Source organism: Citrobacter sp. CK181, from assembly GCF_030333595.1.
Classification (GTDB): domain Bacteria; phylum Pseudomonadota; class Gammaproteobacteria; order Enterobacterales; family Enterobacteriaceae; genus Citrobacter_B; species Citrobacter_B koseri.
On the sequence record NZ_JAOWFN010000015.1, the window covers coordinates 295,931 to 315,020 of the forward strand.

Consider the following 19,090-nt stretch of genomic DNA (forward strand, 5'->3'; position numbering starts at 1 on the left):
ATATTACTTCCGCGGCATTGCCTGATGGCGCTGCGCTAATCAGGCCTACTTCTTTATTCCGACCTACCGGTAAATTATCGTGCGACCCAGCCCAACGTCCGTTTTGCCAACGTGTCGCGAAGGGGGGGCAATAACTCCATCGCCATTAAGCCGACGTTGCGCCCGGCAACCAGCGGCGCCCAGCGGTTAGCAAACAGATGCACCAGGCTATCCGTTATGCCAACCGTCGCCTCTCTGTCAGCCTGACGGCGCGACTGGTACTCAGAAAGCACGCCGTACTCGCCGACGTCCGCCCCAGACTCATGCGCCTGCACCAGCGTTTCGGCAAGGCTCATCACATCGCGCAGCCCCAGGTTAAACCCTTGCCCGGCGATAGGATGCAGCGTCTGCGCCGCATTGCCGACCAGCACGGTGCGATGGGTTATCGCTTTGGCCGCCGTGGTGAGCGCTAGCGGATAAGCGCTGCGCTTACCCGCATGGGTGATTCGTCCCAGCCGCCAGCCAAACGCCGACTGTAGCTCATGGCAAAAGCGTTCATCCGACCAGCGCATGATCTCATCGCGCTGTTCAAGCGGATGGCACCACACCAGCGAACAGCGACCTTCGGACATCGGCAACATCGCCAGCGGGCCGTGTTGGGTAAAGCGTTCAAACGCACGTCCGTCATGCAGGGTAGCGGTCGCAACATTGGCAATCACCGCCAGTTGTTCATAAGGCTGCTGCTGCCAGTCCACGCCGCAGGCGGTCGCCAGGGCGGAGTGCGTACCGTCGGCCGCCACCACGACATGACCAGAAATCACGTCGCCGTTTTCCAGAGTGACATTCACCTTTTCTTGCGTTCGCGCCACGCTGGCAACGCGATCCGGGCAATGCAGCGTCACGCCCGGCGCTTTGCGCAACAGCGCAAACAGGCGCTGACCGACATCATGCAGCTCCACAACCTGCCCCAACGCAGCGATGCTGTAATCCTGCGCGTCCAGAGTGACAAAACCGGCATGGCCGCGATCGCTGACATGTACCGTGTTGATCGCCGTTGCGCAATCAGCAATCGCCTGCCAGACGCCAATCCGCGCCAGTTGCTGACAGGTGCCTGCCGCCAGCGCGATCGCCCGGGCGTCGAACCCGGGATGCGCGGCGGCTTCAGGCGCGCTCGCTTCAATCAGGTGCACGGCCAGTTTGCCGTGGCTAAGCTGAGAAAGGGCCAGCGCCAGCGTCGCGCCCACCATACCGCCGCCAACAATAATCACGCTCATAGCTGACGCGCCGCCGCCATTAAGGCTTCAATATCGTCCGCTTTTTTCACCACGCTGGCGGTCAGGTTTTCGTTGCCCGTTTCCGTAATGACAATGTCATCTTCAATACGGATGCCGATGCCGCGATACGCTTCCGGCACGTCGGCGTCCGGCGCGATGTACAGACCCGGCTCAACGGTGAGCACCATGCCCGGTTCCAGCACGCGTGAGCGATCCTGCCCGTAAACGCCGACATCGTGTACATCCAGCCCCAGCCAGTGGCTAAGACCATGCATAAAGAATGGACGATGGGCGTTTTCCGCGATCAACTGCTCCACGTCACCCTGCAAAATGCCCAGATTAACCAGCCCCGCGATCATGATGCGCACCACTTCTCCCGTGACCTCCTGAATAGACGTTCCCGGGCGAAACAGGCGCAAGCTGGTTTCCAGCGACGCCAGCACGATATCGTAGATTTCGCGCTGAGCGGGCGTAAATTTGCCGTTCACCGGGAAAGTACGCGTAATGTCGCCAGCATAACCTTTGTATTCGCATCCGGCGTCGATCAACACCAGATCGCCGTCGCGCATTTCGCTTTCATTTTCAGTGTAGTGGAGGATGCAGCCGTTCTCACCGCTGCCAACAATGGTGTTATAAGACGGATAGCGCGCGCCGTGACGGTTAAACTCGTGGTGAATTTCACCTTCCAGTTGATATTCGAACATCCCCGGACGGCATTTTTTCATTGCGCGGGTATGCGCCAGCGCGCTGATCTCGCCCGCGCGACGCATGACGGCAATCTCTTCCGGCGATTTAAACAGGCGCATCTCGTGCACCATTGGCCGCCAGTCGGTCATCGTCGCCGGTGCAGTCAGGTTCTGTCGGGAACCTTTACGCAGTTTGTCCAGCGCGGCGAAAACAATCTCGTCGGCATACGCATATTCGCCCTGCGCGTGGTAAACCACGTCAAGGCCATTGAGTAACTGATAAAGCTGCTGGTTGATTTCGCTGAACGCCAGCGCGCGATCCACGCCCAGTTTTTCCGGCGCGGCGTCCTGCCCCAGGCGGCGGCCAAACCAGATCTCCGCCGTCAGATCGCGAACGCGGTTAAACAAAACGCTGTGGTTATGAGTGTCATCGCTTTTAATCAGCACCAGCACCGCTTCCGGCTCGTTAAAACCGGTGAAATACCAGAAATCACTACTCTGGCGATACGGATATTCACTGTCCGCGCTGCGCGTGGCTTCCTGAGCTGCAAAAATCAACGCGGCGCTGCCCGGCTGCATTTGCGCCAGTAATGCCTGGCGGCGACGCTGATACTCCTGCTGAGATATATCGCTCATAACACTCTCCATTGCGTTTACGTTCTTAGTGCAGAGTCGGTTTCTGGACTTCCGGCGCCGTCGGCTGCTGACGCGTAAAGGTGTCGTGGCACAGCAACGCCGCAACCCGCACATATTCGATGATCTCTTCGAGCGACATCTCCAGCTCTTCCTGATCTTCGTCTTCGTCATAACCGAGCTGGGCGATGTTGCGCAGATCGTCAATGGCTTCACCAGTTTCGCCGGTCACTTTATCCAGCTTAGGCTGCGTGACGCCAAGCCCCAGTAAAAAGTGGTTAACCCAGCCGGCCAGCGCATCAGCGCGATCGAACACGCTCACGTCGTCGCCTTCAGGCAGAAAAAGCTGAAAAAGGAAGCCGTCGTCTTCCAGCGCGTCGCTGGTTGCCGCGTGCATTTTACGCAGCGCCTGCGCCAGTTCGTGACCAAAGGCCAGCCCCTCGTTCGTCAGGTCGTGCAACAGCGGCTGCCATGAGCTGTCGTTGTTGCCGCCGCAAATCATCCCACTGATCAAACCGTGCATTTCGGCCGGGGTTAATCCCGTCCCCTGTTGGTTCAAAAACTGGTTCATTTCGTTGTAACCAGGCATTTCGTTCTGTATAGACATAAGCATTCGTCATCAAAGGGAGGATATTCATGATATGCTACCACTTTGGACCCTGGTGAACCAGAAAAGGGCTTGTATCTTCACACCGGGGTAGCTATAGTGTCGCCCCTTCGCCGACCCAGGGTCTGGAGGCGAAGGCAGCGCAGTCAATCAGCAGGAAGGTGGCATGTCTGCACAACCCGTCGATATCCAAATTTTTGGCCGTTCACTCCGCGTGAATTGCCCGCCTGAACAAAGGGATGCGTTGAATCAGGCTGCGGACGATCTGAATCAGCGGTTGCAAGATCTAAAAGTTCGCACTAGAGTCACAAATACTGAGCAGCTGGTTTTCATTGCCGCATTGAACATCAGCTATGAATTAACTCAGGAAAAAGCGAAGACCCGCGACTACGCGGCGAGCATGGAACAACGAATTCGGATGCTTCAACAGACCATTGAACAGGCGTTGCTTGATCAGGGTCGCATAACCGAAAAAACGGGCCAAAACTTTGAATAACACTTTTCGGTTTACTATGGTAGAGTGACCGTGAAGACAAAATTTCTCTGAGATGTTTGCAAGCGGGCCAGTCCCCTGAGCCGATATTTCATACCACAAGAATGTGGCGCTCCATGGTTGGTGAGCATGCTCGGCTAGTCCGAGAAGCCTTAAAACCGTGACGACGCATTCACCTTGAACCAAGGGTTCAAGGGTTACAGCCTGCGGCGGCATCTCGGAGATTCCCCTTCTACCTGGCGACAGCCATGACGCAACTTCCTGAACTTCTTTTATCCCGACAAGAAATCCGCCAGATGATTCGGCAACGTCGCCGTACGCTGACGTCTCAACAGCAAACCGCGTTCGGTCAACAGGCCGCCACCAGAATGCTTGCTTATCCTCCCGTGGTTCTTGCCCACACCGTCGCGGTGTTTCTTTCATTTGATGGCGAGCTGGACACGCAACCCTTGATTGAGCAGCTCTGGCGCGCGGGAAAACGCGTGTATTTACCGGTTCTCCATCCGTTCAGCCCCGGCAATTTATTGTTTCTGCATTATCATCCGCAAAGCTCGCTGGTGATGAATCGTCTGAAAATTCAGGAACCGAAGCTGGACGTGCGCGACGTGCTGCCGCTCTCTCAGTTAGATGTGCTGGTTACACCGTTAGTCGCTTTCGACGAAGACGGCCAGCGTCTGGGAATGGGCGGCGGGTTCTACGACAGAACGTTGCAGAACTGGCGACAGCATAAGATCCAACCGGTGGGTTATGCGCACGATTGTCAGTTAGTGGAAAAGTTGCCTGTCGAAGAGTGGGATATCCCGCTGCCTGCGGTGGTGACGCCGTCAAAAGTGTGGGAGTGGCCGCAGTGAATTGCCTGATGGCGCTACGCTTACCCGGCCTACGAACCGATCTCACAGGCCGGGTGAGGCATAGCACCCACCCGGCACAGTATACAAATTAGTACAGCAGACGAGCGCGAATCGTACCCGGTAGCGCTTTCATCGCCAGCAGGGCTTTCTCCGCCACATCTTCATCCGCTTCGATATCAATCACCACGTAACCGACCTGGGCAGACGTTTGCAGATACTGCGCGGCGATGTTAACGCCCTGCTCGGCAAAAATCTGGTTAAGCGCGGTCAGCACGCCCGGACGATTTTCATGGATGTGCATCAGACGACGACCGCCGTGCAGCGGCAGGGAGACTTCCGGGAAGTTCACCGCAGACAGCGTAGAGCCGTTATCAGAATACTTCGTCAGTTTGCCCGCCACTTCAAGGCCGATGTTCTCCTGCGCTTCCTGGGTAGAGCCGCCGATATGCGGCGTCAGAAGCACATTGTCGAATTCACATAGCGGAGAAGTAAACGGATCGCTGTTGGTCGCAGGTTCCGTCGGGAACACGTCGATAGCTGCGCCCGCCAGGTGTTTGCTCGCCAGCGCATCGCACAGCGCCGGGATGTCCACCACCGTACCGCGAGACGCGTTGATCAGCAGCGCGCCCGGTTTCATCAGTGCGATTTCCGTCGCGCCCATCATATTTTTGGTGGAGGCGTTTTCCGGCACATGCAGGCTCACAACGTCGCTCATGTTCAGCAGATCGGAAAGATGCTGTACCTGGGTCGCGTTGCCCAGCGGCAATTTATTTTCAATATCGTAGAAGAATACGTGCATGCCCAGCGATTCCGCCAGAATGCCCAACTGCGTGCCAATGTGGCCGTAACCGATGATCCCCAGCTTTTTGCCGCGCGCTTCAAACGAACCGGCCGCCAGTTTGTTCCACACGCCACGGTGCGCTTTCGCGTTCGCTTCCGGCACGCCGCGAAGCAGCAGCAGCAGCTCGCCAATCACCAGTTCCGCAACAGAACGCGTGTTGGAGAACGGCGCGTTAAACACGGGGATTCCGCGTTTTGCCGCTGCGCTCAGATCAACCTGGTTGGTGCCGATGCAGAAACATCCAATCGCCACCAGTTTCTCTGCGGCGTCAATCACATCTTCGGTCAGATGGGTTCGGGATCGCAGGCCAATGAAATGGGCATCACGGATGGACTCTTTCAACTGCTCAGTATCCAGAGCGCCTTTGTGAAATTCGATGTTGGTATAACCTGCCGCGCGAAGGTTTTCGAGTGCCTTTTGGTGCACACCTTCAACCAGCAGAAATTTAATCTTGTCTTTCTCCAGTGATACCTTTGCCATTTCCCCGACCCTGTCTTTTTATCGAAACTGATGTGTTGTATGTGGATTTGTATCCGCCTTTCAACATATCAAAAAAAACTATTGCGGCAATATGAACGTTTGCGTCGCCACTCTGAAGAAATATCATTCAGCGTGAAATGGCAGAGGAAAATGCTGGGGATAAGATTTTCTTTGGAGAGATCGGCAGGGCAACATCCAAAACGTGACACAAGTCACCAAATTTGCCCTGCCAAATTTTTTTAACGCGGGATGAATCACCCTCGCCAGATCATTTTACGATAGTTTTTACGCCGTCTGCCGTACCAATCAGCGCCACATCCGCGCCACGGTTGGCGAACAGGCCGACGGTCACGACGCCCGGAATGGCGTTAATCGCGTTTTCCATCGCGATCGGATCAAGAATTTCCATGCCGTATACGTCGAGGATCACATTGCCGTTATCAGTGACTACGCCCTGACGGTACTCAGGACGACCGCCCAGCTTCACTAACTGGCGTGCGACAGCGCTGCGCGCCATCGGGATCACTTCCACCGGAAGCGGGAATTTACCCAGAATATCGACCTCTTTGGAGGCATCCGCGATGCAGATAAATTTCTTCGCCACCGAAGCAATGATTTTCTCACGCGTCAGCGCCGCGCCGCCGCCTTTAATCATCTGCATGTGGCCGTTGATCTCATCCGCGCCATCAACATAGACGCCCAGGCTGTCCACTTCATTCAGATCGAAAACGGTAATGCCGAGGCTCTTGAGTTTTTCAGTAGATGCATCCGAGCTGGACACCGCCCCTTCAATCTGACCTTTCATTGTGCCCAGCGCATCAATAAAGTGCGCGGCTGTTGAACCGGTACCTACGCCCACAATGGTGCCGGGCTGTACATACTGAAGTGCCGCCCATCCTACTGCTTTTTTCAGTTCATCCTGCGTCATGATCGTTTCGCCTGTGGTGTGAAAATTCAGGCGCATTATAGATCATTGTGCGAAAAAATCCCTCCGGCCCCGCTCGCAAGCGGCGGATTTCGTCTGTACCTGAGTGAAATTTATGTCATAGTGCGGGATAAGAAAAATTTCAGGAGTACCTCAGAGCAATGAAACGTCCAGACTACAGAACACTACAAGCGCTGGATGCGGTGATTCGTGAACGGGGATTTGAACGCGCCGCACAGAAGTTGTGCATCACACAATCCGCTGTCTCACAACGCATAAAACAGCTTGAGAATATGTTTGGGCAACCGCTGCTGGTACGTACCGTTCCGCCGCGTCCTACCGAACAAGGACAAAAATTGCTGGCGTTGCTGCGTCAGGTAGAGCTACTGGAAGATGAGTGGCTTGGCGATGAGCAAACCGGCTCCACGCCGCTGCTGCTGTCGCTGGCGGTCAACGCCGACAGTCTGGCGACCTGGCTGCTTCCGGCGCTGGCGCCGGTTCTGGCCGACTCGCCTATTCGCCTCAATTTGCAGGTGGAAGATGAAACCCGCACCCAGGAACGTCTGCGTCGCGGCGAAGTGGTTGGCGCGGTGAGTATTCAGCACCAGGCGCTGCCAAGCTGCCTGGTAGACAAACTTGGCGCACTCGACTATCTGTTCGTGGGATCAAAACCCTTCGCCGAGCGCTACTTCCCCAACGGCGTCACCCGTTCCGCGCTGCTGAAAGCGCCCGCAGTGGCGTTTGACCATCTGGACGACATGCACCAGGCCTTTTTACAGCAGAACTTCGATTTACCGCCGGGCAGCGTGCCGTGCCATATCGTTAACTCTTCCGAAGCCTTCGTACAGCTCGCGCGTCAGGGCACCACCTGCTGTATGATCCCGCATTTGCAGATCGAGAAAGAGCTGGAGAGCGGTGAGCTGATCGATTTAACGCCTGGCCTGTTCCAGCGTCGGATGCTCTACTGGCACCGTTTTGCGCCGGAAAGCCGTATGATGCGCAACGTGACTGACGCGCTGCTGGAGTATGGGCATAAGGTTTTAAGGCAGGATTAACGCGCCGTGCCTGATGACGCTACGCTTATCAGGCCTACAGGTTATTTTGTAGGCCGGATAAGGCGTTTACGCCGCCATCCGGCAATTTGCCCGGGGCGCTGCGCTTGCCGGGCCTACGATGGTTTGTAGGCCGGATAAGACGTTTCAACAACGCTTACTGTGCTTTTGTCTCTGCTGCTGGTTCTAACTGGAACACCACATCGACCTGATCAGCAAACTGAATTGTCGGCTGCTCATAGGTTTCCTGGGCCGACACCGCAGGCGCCGCGTCCGCTTTCATCATTCGCACCACCGGGCTCGGCTGATAATTAGAAACGTGGTAACGCACGCTATAAACCGGCCCCAGCTTGCTGTTAAAGCCCGCTGCCAGTTGCTCAGCCTGGTGAACCGCGTCGTCAATCGCCGCTTTACGCGCTTTATCTTTATAGGCATCCGGTTGCGCAACGCCTAATGACACCGACCGGATCTCATTCAGACCCGCTTTCAGCGCGCCATCCAGCAGAGAGTTGAGTTTGTCCAGCTGGCGCAGCGTAACTTCAACGGTTCGCACCGCGCGGTAGCCTTTCAGCACACTTTTACCATTCTGGTAGTCATAGTCCGGCTGAGTGCGCAGGTTTGCAGAGCTGATGTCTTTCTTGGCAATCTGATTTTGTTCAAGGAAAGAAAGGTATTGCGCAACACGCTCATCGGCCTGTTTCTTGGCGGAAGCGGCATCCTTTGCCGACACGTTGACTTCAATCGCCAGGGTGGCGATGTCAGGCGTCGCATCCACGCTTGCCGTCCCGGAAGTCACGATGTGCGGTCCATTCGGCAACTCATTTGCCTGTACCGGGATTGCGCTAAATCCGACTAATGCCGCAAGGGCCATCACTTTGAACTTCACTGTCGCTCCTCCATGTTACGTTAATCGCCCTGAAACTCAGGGCGCATGCAGGCAAGCTTAGCGGGTATCTGCGCGTTGTCCATCAGACAACGCTTAGTTGAACAATGCGTGAACGTGTGCAACCCCTTCTTTTGCCAGTTGAAAAGCGATAAACCACATCACCAGCCCTACCAGAGTATTGATGATACGCTGGGCTTTGGCGGTACGCAGTCGCGGTGCCAGCCAGGCGGCCAGCAGCGCCAGACCGAAGAACCACAAGAAAGAGGCGCTGACGGTTCCCAAAGCGAACCAACGCTTCGGCTCCATCTCCAGTTGCCCGCCCAGGCTACCCAGCACCACGAAGGTATCCAGATAAACGTGCGGATTCAGCCACGTCACCGCCAGCATCGTGGCGATGATTTTCCAGCGCCCCTGCTTCATCACCTCTGCGCTGGCCAGTTCCAGGTTGCTGCTCATTGCCGTTTTTAACGCGCCAAAACCGTACCACAATAAAAACGCCACACCGCCCCAGGTCACTAACGCCATCAGCCAGGGGGACTGCATGAGCAATGCGCTGCCGCCAAAGATGCCTGCGCAGATAAGCACTAAATCGCTGATCGCGCAAAGCAGCGCAATCATGATGTGATACTGCCGACGAATCCCCTGATTCATCACAAACGCATTCTGCGGGCCGAGTGGCAGGATCATGGCTGCACCAAGCGCAAGACCTTGAAAATAATAAGATATCACGATAATTATTCCGAACTGTTTCTCTTAAGCGCAGACTATAGCGCGAGAGAATCATTAGCGGAAATTGATAATTTTAATCGCAGATTAGGGGAATTAATAAAGGGGGAAGGAAATGCCGGATGGCGGCTAACGCCTTATCCGGCCTACAAAACAACCTGTAGGCCCGGTAAGCGACAGCGCCACCGGGCGAAACGGCTTATTCCGCGTTCTCTTTCACTCGTTTGAAATTCACGTCCATCTGCGGATACGGGAAGCTGATGCCTGCGGCATCGAACTCACGTTTAATGCGTTCCAGCACATCCCAATAAACATTTTGCAGATCGCCGCTTTTACTCCATGCACGCACCACGAAATTAATGGAGGAGGCGCCCAGCTCATTCAGGCGCACCGTCATTTCACGGTCTTTCAGAATACGCTCGTCGGACTGGATAATATCGGTCAGGATTTTTTTCACCTGGTCGATATCAGAGTCATACGCCACGCCAATGATAAATTCGTTACGACGCACCGGCTCACGGGAAAAGTTAATGATATTTCCGGCAATAATCTTGCCATTCGGGATCACCACAATTTTGCCGTCCACGGTACGCATGGTGGTCGAAAAAATTTGTACGTTCAGTACCGTACCCGCGACGCCGCCGAGATCGACATATTCTCCCGCGCGGAAAGGACGGAACATCACCAGCAGTACGCCTGCCGCGAGGTTAGACAAAGAGCCTTGTAAGGCCAGACCGACCGCTAAACCGGCGGCACCCAACACAGCGATAACGGAAGCCGTTTGTACGCCAACGCGCCCCAGCGCGGCAATCAGCGTGAAGGCAATAATGCCGTAACGCACCAGCGCAGACAGGAAGTCAGCCACGGTCGCATCAATATGGCGCGCCAGCATCAGGCGATTAACGGTATTGGAAACAATACGCGCCACGATCATCCCGATGATGATGATAGCGATAGCCGCAACGATGTTAACCGCATAACTCAGCAGCAGCTCCTGGTTGCGCACCAGCCAGGTGCCCGCACCATTTATGCTGTCGACAACATTCAAATCTTCCATTCAATATTCCTTGGTCATATCAAAAAAACGCAAATGAGATCATTCTCACGAAAACGACCTTTTAAAGGTAAACAAAAACAGTCGAATATGCCATTTTTCAACATGATCCCATCAAGGAAACGCGCAGCGTTAATACTCCGCAGGTCGATCGACCATTCTGATAAATCCGCTCACTAATGCACTCTTCTGCTTAAATACGTCGGCGATTTCACTCACCACTTTTCCGCTGCCCGCATTCTTCCAGGCGATAGAAAGCGGCGAAGGCTGGCGTGGATTGACCACTGAGCGGGCAACCAGCGCCCCGGACTCGACATACGGACGGCACAATCGCTCCGGTAAAAAACCGACGCCGAGGCCGCTTAAATGGCAGGCCAGCTTGGTGCTGAGATCAGGAACCTTGATCTCCTTTTGTCCGCTCAGCAACCAGGCAACACGGCGCGTCAGCGTTCGCGAAGTATCTTCAATATTAATGGCGGGGTAACGGCGCAGCATATCGTCAGACAATACCGGTGCAGGATGGCTCGCCAAAGGATGACTCTGCGCCACCACAAACTGCCAGCTGATATCCCCCAGCGGCAGCAGAGAGATGTTATTGGAGAGCGACTCCGAGCCCGTCACGCCAATCGCTAACTGAAAGTCGTCATACAAAAGCGAATCCCACACGCCCATGTAGACCTGACGGGAAATTTGAAAACGGGTAAACGGAAACTGTTGATGTAACCACGTCAGTAAGTCCGCCGTGGTCTGCGGCTGATACAGCAGGTTATTGATAACAATATTTACCTGCCGCTCAACGCCTGCGTTGATCTGCTGAAGCTCGTCCGGCATTGCATCCAGCCAGTTAAGCCACTGGCGGCAATGCTCAAGCAGGTGCTGCCCGGCAAGAGTCAGGCTGACCGATCGGGTTGTGCGTAAAAAGAGCTGCGTTCCCACCTGCTCCTCCAGCGTTTTTATGCGATAGCTGATCGCCGCTGGCGTTTTATGTAGCGAGCTGGCCGCGCGGGAAAAGCTCTCCGTCTCCGCAACCCGAATAAATGTGCGTATTGTTTCCTGATCGAGCATGCCTTCCCCTTGAGTCGACCATCTGTAACCACCGTTGCGCTATTGCTATCCCCAGTAATGTATCGGCGCCTGAAGTGTGTCCAACCGCGAGCAAACGCTGAATCGCGGGCTGCGGGTCGCGCCCTGACTGTAAACGGCGCATCACCTTCAGCACCGGTATTGAAAACTCCCCCATTCTGGCGCTGTTCAGATAACTGCAACTTACCGATGTTGTAAGTTGCGCAAGCTGATCCGCCGGAGGTAAGAAATGCCCCAGCCGCACAGAAAACCCGGCGGCATACAGCACGGCAAGCATACCCGTCAGCATATCATCGCCGCTGGGCGTCAGTCCTGGCCCGCATCCGATAAGCCAGCGCCAGTCCGGCATCATGCCATGATGCCAGTATGCAAGCTGCTTAATTATTTCAGGATAGTGCGGCATAGCCGTCAGCGGTTGATTTAACGCCCCGGAGAAGCCGCTGCGTTGCGTACAGAATGAGAGATCGACAGGAGCGACAGCAGCAGAACTCAGCGACACACGAAGTATGCGACGAGGGTCAAGCATTATGCCCTGCCCCCACAGGGTGTTCCCCTGTTTGATAAGTCGTTCAACATGGGCCACGCGGGAAAACTGCGCGGTGCTCAGTAACACGCCCGTCGGCCCCATTCCTTTCCCATAGCGAAACAGCGTCAACAGCTCGCCACCGGAATGGCAAAAGTTAATCGCCTGCGAGAAGCGGCTGTGTAACGACCACTCACCATCGGGAAGTCGATAAAGTCCGGCACAGGCCAGGGGATTGATAATGCTCATCAGTACACTCCAGTATGCCGGATGGCGGCGTAAACGCCTTTACAGCATTGCCAGACCGTAGGCCCGGTAAGCGTAGCTCCACCGGGCAAAGCGATTACGCCGTGATGTGATGCAACTCCGCCAGCGCTTCCAGCGCTTTTTCAAAGCAAAGCAGCGGAGCGCGTACGGTTCCCGCCCCCACCTGCCCAATTCCCGCTTCACGATGGGCAATACCGGTATTAATCAGCGGCGTGATCCCCGTTTCAACAACGCGGCGAATATCCAGCCCCAGGCAGGCTCCCCTGAAATCCCAGGACGGAATCTGGAACAGCGGATTGCTGGACAGATAGATTTCAGCCATCTCTTCCGACGTTTCCAGCGCCGCCCCCATACCGCCTGCGCCGACAAAACGCGTTACGCCAGGCGCGGCAATCATTGCCGCGCCGCCGATCCCCAGCGTTTCCGTGATGGCGCTGTCGCCAATATCCGGGTTCGCATCGGCCTGGCTGTAACCGGTAAAAAACAGCCCCTGCGGCGTATTCACCGGCGCGGTAAACCAACGGTCGCCGGTGCCGCTTACGCGAATACCAAAGTCGCGACCGTTACGCGTCATGGCCGTAACGACCGATCCGGCTTTAATTTCCGCCGCCGCATCCATCACCGCTTTACTGTAGGCCATCGCCAGGTTGAGGAAGAACTGGTCGGTGACACTGAGGAATTGCAGCACGTCAATGATTTCAGCCTTCGGACGATCCAGTCCGGCGATCACCGGCGACAACGTGCGCAGCAGCAAAGAAGAGGCGGCAATATTACGCTGGTGGAACTCATCCCCCATAGTGATCGCCTGCGCCATCAGCGCCGTCAGATCGACGCCGTTTTCCATCCGCGAGAGCGCTTCCTGCAACACCGGCGCCAGCACATCACGCATCCAGCGCAGGCGTTTCTGGACGTCATCGCCGTAAGCGCCGAAACGCATCACTTTGCCGATCCCTTCATTAAGGTTGCAGCAGGACGAGTTGCCATGCACCACGTCACGTACCACCAGCACCGGCATACTGGCGGAGGTGATACCGCCCATCGGCCCCACCGCGCCCACATGATGACAAGGAATAAACGCCACCTCACCTTGTTCCAGCATGCGTACGGCTTCTTCCTCGCTGGCCGCCCAGCCTTCAAACAGCGACGCGCCGATACAGGCACCGCGCATCGGGCCGGTCATCTCTTCCCAGGCGATCGGCGGGCCGGCGTGCAGTAATTTACGTCCAGACGCTAATTCGGCCACCGCGTCTTTCGCCGGGCGTACCGCAACCCAATGTGGGCGCGCGGCTTTGATTCGTTCAATAATGGCTTCGTTGGCCTGTGCAATAGATGAATACATATCCATACCTCTGAACTTAATGTAACTGTTTGAGTAGACTGGCGAGACGGGCGTTGCCACCGGCAACGGGCGCCCACTGATAATGCACAACCGGCGTACCGCTGCTTTGCAGATCCAGCGCGAAGCTGCGCAACCCGGCGTTGATGACCTGCACGCCATCAAGAAGCGCGCTATGTGCTTGCGGTATGCCGCGCTCCTGATGGCGTGTAAGACTGATGGCGAGCAGGACGGCTTCTTCCAGCGTTTCCACCACCGCAATCCCGGCCTCGCGAAGTTTTTCCGCCTGCCCGCTGCGCCCCTGCGGGTCGACATCAGTACCGGTCAGGGTGGCAATCACCACCAGCGGGGCGGCGCGTTTGGCGCGCACTTGCTCTATCGCCTCGACGACCGCTCCCGCCGGGTCGGCACAAGCGCCATAGCCCAGCACCACATCCAGCAGCAGCACGCCCACTGCCGGCATTGCGGTCAGTTTTTCAATTTCAATACTGCGGGTAGTTGGATCAATCATCGGATGAGGTCTGCCCAGGGTGTAACTGTCATCACCAAGGTCGACAATGCGATGGCCGTCAGCCTCCAGCATCACGCCCTGGTCGTGGCTTTCGCTGACGGGGACGCCCAGCCCGGCGGAGAGCAGCATGGCGGCTTCGGCTGCCAGCGTGCCCCCGGCGTACAGGCCATAAATACCTTTCCCTGTCACTTCCGGCTGAATCCGTCGCTGTTGCGCCACGCGCATCAGCAGCACCGCCAGCTGGGCGGCATCCGACAAGGAGTTCGCCAGCCAGACGTTACCTTCACGGCGCTGTTCCGGTTGACGCCCGAGGAACAACGCGACCACCGGTTTCCCCACATTTTGCATGGCCGCAATGATGCGGGTTCGCACCTGCAGCGACGGCGGTTTGGAGACAAAAGCAATCACCCGCGTGGCGTCATCCGCGGCCAGCATGTCGAGCGCGGTCAGCGCGCTGATGCCGCCCACTTCCGCGCTCAGGTCGCGCCCGCCCAGACCTATCGCATGGCTGATTCCCTGCTGATGCAGCGCAATCTGCGACGTCACTTCCTGAATCCCCGTCCCCGATGCGCCAATTACGCCAATCCCGCCTTCAGGCAGTACGTTGGCAAACGCCAGCGGACTTCCGGCAATCATCGCCGTGCCGCAGTCAGGCCCCATCACAATCAGCCCCCGCTCGCGCGCCATTGTTTTCAGCTCGACCTCCTGTTCCAGCGGCACATTATCGGAAAACAGCATCACGTTTTTATTCGCCAGCAGCCCCTCTCTGGCAACCGATGCGGCATATTCCCCGGCAACGGAAACTAACAGCAGATTGGCCTGGGGTAATTTTTGACATGCGCTCTCCCAGCGGCGCGCTTTGATCAACTGGTGCGCGCTGCCCGAGGCATTCGTCATCGCATTCAGTTCTTTCTCCAGTTGCTCACGAATCAAATCCAGAATGCCGGGCTGTTCGCCTTCGGTTCGCACCGCCACGCAAATATCGTTTGGCGTGGCATCGGCAAAATCGTCATGCCAGAACCCGGTTGAATCCAGCATCGACTTATTCGCTGGCGTGCCCATCATCACCGAGACCTGATCAACTTCCGGGCGTTCACTGAGTTTTCGGGAAATAATCATCAGGCTGACGGAGTCCTGAAAACTTCCCTTTTTAATAAAGGCGTAAATCATTACCGCTACCTCTTTATGTGCGTTTTTCTTTTAAAAACAACATGGCGAATAAACCGACAGCCAGCAGCGCGGCTGAAACATAGAAACTGGAAGCCAGACTTCCGGTGATATCACGCGCCGCGCCTGCAATAATGGGTGCCAGAATGGAGGAACTCATGCCGATAAAATTAAATAAGCCAAATGCCGTGCTGTAATTATTTTCATCGACGCTATCCGCCACCAGAGCGACCAGCACCGGGTCCAGCGCCAGTTTTCCGACAAGGCCATAAACGCACAAAGCGATAATGACGCCGGTCATATTTGGCATCCAGATAATTGACAGCATGCTGAGAATGGCGACGGGCACCAGGAACATAATTAATGGTTTACGCTTACCCAGTTTGTCAGACAGGCTGGAGAATAACAGCGCGCCAGGAATTGAAATCCACGCCACCAGCGAAGAAATAAATCCGGTTTCACTGCCCGCGATGCCACGTTCACTTTGCAGATAATAGGGAAGCCAGGTCAGAATAACGAAGAAACCAAACAGGCTACAGAACACCATAATATAGGTGATAATTAAATTACGGTTTTTCAGAAGGTCGCTGAAATTCCCTTTTTTTACCGGTTTGCCATCGGCTTCGGCCGTGCGCTTCTTCTCTTTCACAAACAACCAGATCGCAATCCCAACCAGCACGGAGGGGATCGCCATCGCGTAAAATGGCATACGCCACGAATACCCCTGGTCGTACACCAGCCAACTGGAGGTCATCAGGCCCAGCGCAATACCGAAGGCCATCCCGCTATTGATGATGGCGCTGCCCAGCGAACGGTATTTTTTGGGGATCTGCTCGGAAGACAAGCCATACTGCGGGCCATAGTAAGTCCCTTCTCCCGCTCCCGTTACCACGCGGGCAAACAGCAGCGTATACCAGCTTTTCGCCCAACCTGTGACGGCGGTGAATACGCCAAAAAGAATAAACCCCGGCACCAGCACTTTCTTTTTGCCAATCTTATCGCCCAGAATGCCTGCCGGAACCTGAAGCAAAGCATAAGAAAAATAGAAAACTGAATTAAGAATACCTAATTGCGTACCACTTAAGCCAAATTCTTTTTCCAGCTCTCCCATTACCGGATTGAGTATCGTGCGGTCAGCGTACATAAAAATCCACCCTAACCAGAACAGGAAAACGGTGACCCACCAGGCCGGTATTCCTCTTTTATTCGTGACCTCAGTCACTTCATATGATCCAGACATAAGCAATCTCCCGGTAATATTTACCGCTGAACACCTCATGCTATCTGACATGATACGTGAGGTTTGATGTTTTAACTGAGGCTACCTTATCGGGGGAAAAATCCATTTCATTTGAACAAAATCACACAAAATCCATTGTTATAAATTCCTGGGAACTGACCGCCGCATTATTAAAAAAAGTCTAATAATCATTTTTAAAACAATTTAAATAAAAGAGATAAAAACGCTAAGGATTAGCGAGATATTTTTGTGGGTAAATGAGCTGTCGGTTACATCACATTATGAAAATAACAAGACGATATTTTTACCGCGAGATATTTCGCACAATGAGGTCATCATGAAAAAGAAAATCGTCATTGCCCTTGGCGGCAATGCGTTATTACAGCGCGGAGAAATTCTCAGCGCGGAAAATCAGCAGCGTAGCATTCAGGTATTCGCCAGAATGGCATCCGTACTGGCCCGGGATTATCAACTGGTGATTGTTCACGGCAACGGCCCGCAGGTGGGTCTGCTGGCGTTACAGAATGCGGCCTGTACAGACTCCCCCGCCTGGCCGCTGGATATTCTGGTCGCCGAAAGCCAGGGAATGATCGGTTTTGCTATCGCTCAGGAACTGGCGTCATACACTGGCGGCGCGCCCGTCACAACGCTGATGACCCGCGTGGCGGTCGATCCGCGGGATGACGCCTTTGCAACGCCCGGCAAGTATATCGGCCCGGTATATCAACCAGCGCAGCAGGCGGAGCTGGAAGCGCGCTACGGCTGGCTGATGAAAGCCGATGGCAACTATATTCGTCGGGTTGTTCCCTCTCCGACGCCATTAAAAATTCTCGACAGTGACGCAATACAAACGTTGATAGATGCCGGACATACGGTAATTTGCTGCGGTGGCGGCGGCATTCCGGTTATCGCACAAGACGAGGGATACCAGGGAGTCGAAGCGGTCATTGATAAAGATTTAACGGCCTCGGTGCTGGCGCAGTCTCTCCACGCCGATCATCTGTTGATCCTGACGGATGCGGACGCTGTGTATGAGAACTGGGGAACGCCACAGGCGCGCGCGCTGCGCCATGCAACGGTAGAAGAACTGGCGCCGTTTGCCGCCCCCGATGGTGCGATGGGCCCCAAAGCCGCAGCGGTGATGCAGTTTGTTAAACAGACCGGGAACACTGCGTTTATCGGCGCGCTAAAAGATGCGCCACAGATTCTGGCGGGGGAAAAAGGCACCTGCGTGACGCGGTAAACCTCTTTTTGCCGGATGGCGACGCGAAAGCATCTTATCCGGCCTACGGGAAGCACGGTTGCCAATCGTAGTCGCCATCCGGCAAAAAAAATGGCTTCCCGAAGGAAGCCATTTTTACAATCAGCAGGCTGAATTACAGAACGTCAATCGCGTTCAGTTCTTTGAAAGCCTGTTCCAGACGCGCGATCATGGAAGTCTGGCCGGCACGCAGCCATACGCGCGGATCGTAGTATTTCTTGTTCGGCTGATCTTCGCCTTTCGGGTTGCCCAGCTGACCCTGAAGATACGCTTCGTTATCTTTGTAATACTTCAGAACACCTTCCCAGGTCGCCCATTGGGTATCGGTATCGATGTTCATTTTGATTACGCCGTAGCTTACGGAGTCTTTGATTTCCTGAGCAGTAGAACCGGAACCACCGTGGAATACGAAGTTCAGGCTGTTGTGCGGCAGGTTGTGTTTCTTAGAAACATATTCCTGAGAGTCGCGCAGGATGGTCGGGGTCAGAACCACGTTACCTGGTTTGTAAACACCGTGTACGTTACCGAAGGAAGCCGCGATGGTGAAACGCGGGCTGATTTTGCTCAGCTCAGTGTATGCGTAATCAACGTCTTCCGGCTGGGTGTACAGTGCAGAAGCGTCCATGTGGCTGTTGTCCACGCCGTCTTCTTCACCACCGGTGCAACCCAGTTCGATTTCCAGAGTCATGCCCATTTTGGCCATGCGCGCCAGGTATTTGGAGCAGATTTCGATGTTCTCTTCCAGAGACTCTTCAGACAGGTCGATCATGTGAGAAGAGAACAGCGGCTTACCGGTCGCAGCGAAGTGTTTTTCACCCGCGTCCAGCAGACCGTCGATCCACGGCAGCAGTTTCTTCGCGCAGTGGTCGGTGTGCAGAATTACCGGAACACCGTAGTGTTCAGCCATCTGGTGAACGTGATGCGCGCCAGAGATAGCGCCCAGGATTGCCGAGCCCTGAGGAACGTCGGTTTTCACGCCTTTACCCGCGATAAAGGAAGCGCCACCGTTGGAGAACTGGACGATGACCGGCGCTTTAACTTTCGCAGCGGTTTCCAGAACGGCGTTGATGGAATCGGTGCCCACGCAGTTAACTGCTGGCAGAGCAAAGTTGTTTTCTTTTGCTACCTGGAACACTTTCTGTACGTCATCACCAGTAATTACGCCTGGTTTTACGAAATCAAAAATTTTAGACATGTTTCGTTGTCCTGTATCGT

General features: G+C 55.2%; 18 protein-coding genes and 1 other RNA gene. 5 read left to right on the forward strand and 14 right to left on the reverse strand.

Annotated elements, in window-relative coordinates:
- Positions 1–74: 74 nt before the first annotated feature.
- Genes ubiH through ygfB form a run of 3 tightly spaced genes read right to left on the reverse strand, consistent with a single transcriptional unit; the run spans position 75 to position 3,179 of the window.
- Positions 75–1,253 carry a 2-octaprenyl-6-methoxyphenyl hydroxylase gene (gene ubiH / locus OGW17_RS18680; protein ID WP_012135014.1) on the reverse strand — a complete coding sequence of 393 codons (1,179 nt, stop codon included), beginning with the start codon at positions 1,251–1,253 and terminating at the stop codon, positions 75–77.
- Positions 1,250–2,575, reverse strand: a complete 1,326-nt coding sequence (gene pepP / locus OGW17_RS18685; protein ID WP_049008277.1) for a Xaa-Pro aminopeptidase — start codon at positions 2,573–2,575, stop codon at positions 1,250–1,252. Before pepP ends, ubiH begins: the two co-directional genes overlap by 4 nt.
- A 25-nt stretch (positions 2,576–2,600) precedes the next feature.
- Positions 2,601–3,179, reverse strand: a complete 579-nt coding sequence (gene ygfB, locus OGW17_RS18690) for a UPF0149 family protein YgfB (RefSeq protein WP_123907426.1) — start codon at positions 3,177–3,179, stop codon at positions 2,601–2,603.
- A gap of 166 nt (positions 3,180–3,345) precedes the next feature.
- Here ygfB and zapA point away from each other — a divergent pair, with 166 nt between their 5' ends.
- The 3 genes from zapA to OGW17_RS18705 all read left to right on the forward strand — a co-directional run bounded on the left by zapA (position 3,346) and on the right by OGW17_RS18705 (position 4,523).
- Positions 3,346–3,675: a cell division protein ZapA gene (gene zapA, locus OGW17_RS18695; RefSeq protein ID WP_006686880.1), complete on the forward strand. Its 330-nt coding sequence runs from the start codon at positions 3,346–3,348 to the stop codon at positions 3,673–3,675.
- 41 nt (positions 3,676–3,716) lie between these two features.
- Positions 3,717–3,900: non-coding RNA, 6S RNA (gene ssrS, locus OGW17_RS18700), on the forward strand.
- 20 nt (positions 3,901–3,920) lie between these two features.
- The gene (locus OGW17_RS18705) at positions 3,921–4,523 is read left to right on the forward strand and encodes a 5-formyltetrahydrofolate cyclo-ligase (RefSeq protein ID WP_047461402.1); all 603 of its coding nucleotides are present in this window, start codon (positions 3,921–3,923) and stop codon (positions 4,521–4,523) included.
- An 88-nt stretch (positions 4,524–4,611) separates the two neighbouring features.
- Here OGW17_RS18705 and serA read toward each other — a convergent pair whose 3' ends face one another.
- Together serA and rpiA are read right to left on the reverse strand one after the other, a co-directional pair.
- Positions 4,612–5,844 carry a phosphoglycerate dehydrogenase gene (serA, locus tag OGW17_RS18710; RefSeq protein WP_047461397.1) on the reverse strand — a complete coding sequence of 411 codons (1,233 nt, stop codon included), beginning with the start codon at positions 5,842–5,844 and terminating at the stop codon, positions 4,612–4,614.
- Positions 5,845–6,112: 268 nt separating this feature from the next.
- Entirely contained in the window at positions 6,113–6,772 is a 660-nt protein-coding gene (gene rpiA / locus OGW17_RS18715; RefSeq protein ID WP_024130929.1) for a ribose-5-phosphate isomerase RpiA, read from the reverse strand.
- A gap of 158 nt (positions 6,773–6,930) precedes the next feature.
- Here rpiA and argP point away from each other — a divergent pair, with 158 nt between their 5' ends.
- Positions 6,931–7,824: a DNA-binding transcriptional regulator ArgP gene (gene argP, locus OGW17_RS18720; protein ID WP_012135021.1), complete on the forward strand. Its 894-nt coding sequence runs from the start codon at positions 6,931–6,933 to the stop codon at positions 7,822–7,824.
- A gap of 154 nt (positions 7,825–7,978) precedes the next feature.
- Here the strand turns inward: argP and OGW17_RS18725 are convergent, their stop codons facing one another.
- From OGW17_RS18725 to OGW17_RS18760, 8 genes are all read right to left on the reverse strand, one after another.
- A complete protein-coding gene (locus OGW17_RS18725) occupies positions 7,979–8,707 on the reverse strand; it encodes an oxidative stress defense protein (RefSeq protein ID WP_012135022.1) in 729 nt (242 codons plus the stop codon).
- Positions 8,708–8,800: 93 nt separating this feature from the next.
- Positions 8,801–9,436 carry an arginine exporter ArgO gene (gene argO / locus OGW17_RS18730; RefSeq protein WP_071257872.1) on the reverse strand — a complete coding sequence of 212 codons (636 nt, stop codon included), beginning with the start codon at positions 9,434–9,436 and terminating at the stop codon, positions 8,801–8,803.
- 196 nt (positions 9,437–9,632) lie between these two features.
- Positions 9,633–10,490, reverse strand: a complete 858-nt coding sequence (locus tag OGW17_RS18735; RefSeq protein ID WP_012135025.1) for a small-conductance mechanosensitive channel MscS — start codon at positions 10,488–10,490, stop codon at positions 9,633–9,635.
- 129 nt (positions 10,491–10,619) lie between these two features.
- Positions 10,620–11,552 carry an HTH-type transcriptional activator AllS gene (allS, locus tag OGW17_RS18740; protein ID WP_047461391.1) on the reverse strand — a complete coding sequence of 311 codons (933 nt, stop codon included), beginning with the start codon at positions 11,550–11,552 and terminating at the stop codon, positions 10,620–10,622.
- Positions 11,470–12,342, reverse strand: coding sequence for an oxamate carbamoyltransferase subunit AllH family protein (locus OGW17_RS18745; protein ID WP_071257871.1), 873 nt, complete (start codon positions 12,340–12,342; stop codon positions 11,470–11,472). The genes allS and OGW17_RS18745 overlap by 83 nt, the downstream gene beginning before the upstream one ends.
- Before the next feature lie 94 nt (positions 12,343–12,436).
- Entirely contained in the window at positions 12,437–13,699 is a 1,263-nt protein-coding gene (locus OGW17_RS18750) for a YlbE family protein (RefSeq protein WP_071257870.1), read from the reverse strand.
- A gap of 16 nt (positions 13,700–13,715) precedes the next feature.
- On the reverse strand, positions 13,716–15,377 hold the full coding sequence (locus OGW17_RS18755) for an acyl-CoA synthetase FdrA (RefSeq protein ID WP_071257869.1): 1,662 nt from the start codon (positions 15,375–15,377) through the stop codon (positions 13,716–13,718).
- A 13-nt stretch (positions 15,378–15,390) separates the two neighbouring features.
- Entirely contained in the window at positions 15,391–16,614 is a 1,224-nt protein-coding gene (locus tag OGW17_RS18760) for an MFS transporter (RefSeq protein ID WP_012135031.1), read from the reverse strand.
- 337 nt (positions 16,615–16,951) lie between these two features.
- On the opposite strand from OGW17_RS18760, the gene OGW17_RS18765 reads away from it, so the two are divergent.
- A complete protein-coding gene (locus OGW17_RS18765) occupies positions 16,952–17,857 on the forward strand; it encodes a carbamate kinase (protein WP_049008832.1) in 906 nt (301 codons plus the stop codon).
- A 133-nt stretch (positions 17,858–17,990) separates the two neighbouring features.
- On the opposite strand, the gene fbaA is transcribed toward OGW17_RS18765, so the two are convergent.
- The gene (gene fbaA / locus OGW17_RS18770; RefSeq protein WP_012135034.1) at positions 17,991–19,070 is read right to left on the reverse strand and encodes a class II fructose-bisphosphate aldolase; all 1,080 of its coding nucleotides are present in this window, start codon (positions 19,068–19,070) and stop codon (positions 17,991–17,993) included.
- Positions 19,071–19,090 lie beyond the last annotated feature (20 nt).

Coding starts and splice junctions, on each gene's coding strand:
- ubiH (WP_012135014.1), bottom strand. CDS start 1,253: ATGAGCGTGATTATTGTTGGCGGCGGTATGGTGGGCGCGACGCTGGCG.
- pepP (WP_049008277.1), bottom strand. CDS start 2,575: ATGAGCGATATATCTCAGCAGGAGTATCAGCGTCGCCGCCAGGCATTA.
- ygfB (WP_123907426.1), bottom strand. CDS start 3,179: ATGTCTATACAGAACGAAATGCCTGGTTACAACGAAATGAACCAGTTT.
- zapA (WP_006686880.1), top strand. CDS start 3,346: ATGTCTGCACAACCCGTCGATATCCAAATTTTTGGCCGTTCACTCCGC.
- OGW17_RS18705 (WP_047461402.1), top strand. CDS start 3,921: ATGACGCAACTTCCTGAACTTCTTTTATCCCGACAAGAAATCCGCCAG.
- serA (WP_047461397.1), bottom strand. CDS start 5,844: ATGGCAAAGGTATCACTGGAGAAAGACAAGATTAAATTTCTGCTGGTT.
- rpiA (WP_024130929.1), bottom strand. CDS start 6,772: ATGACGCAGGATGAACTGAAAAAAGCAGTAGGATGGGCGGCACTTCAG.
- argP (WP_012135021.1), top strand. CDS start 6,931: ATGAAACGTCCAGACTACAGAACACTACAAGCGCTGGATGCGGTGATT.
- OGW17_RS18735 (WP_012135025.1), bottom strand. CDS start 10,490: ATGGAAGATTTGAATGTTGTCGACAGCATAAATGGTGCGGGCACCTGG.
- allS (WP_047461391.1), bottom strand. CDS start 11,552: ATGCTCGATCAGGAAACAATACGCACATTTATTCGGGTTGCGGAGACG.
- OGW17_RS18745 (WP_071257871.1), bottom strand. CDS start 12,342: ATGAGCATTATCAATCCCCTGGCCTGTGCCGGACTTTATCGACTTCCC.
- OGW17_RS18750 (WP_071257870.1), bottom strand. CDS start 13,699: ATGTATTCATCTATTGCACAGGCCAACGAAGCCATTATTGAACGAATC.
- OGW17_RS18755 (WP_071257869.1), bottom strand. CDS start 15,377: ATGATTTACGCCTTTATTAAAAAGGGAAGTTTTCAGGACTCCGTCAGC.
- OGW17_RS18760 (WP_012135031.1), bottom strand. CDS start 16,614: ATGTCTGGATCATATGAAGTGACTGAGGTCACGAATAAAAGAGGAATA.
- OGW17_RS18765 (WP_049008832.1), top strand. CDS start 16,952: ATGAAAAAGAAAATCGTCATTGCCCTTGGCGGCAATGCGTTATTACAG.
- fbaA (WP_012135034.1), bottom strand. CDS start 19,070: ATGTCTAAAATTTTTGATTTCGTAAAACCAGGCGTAATTACTGGTGAT.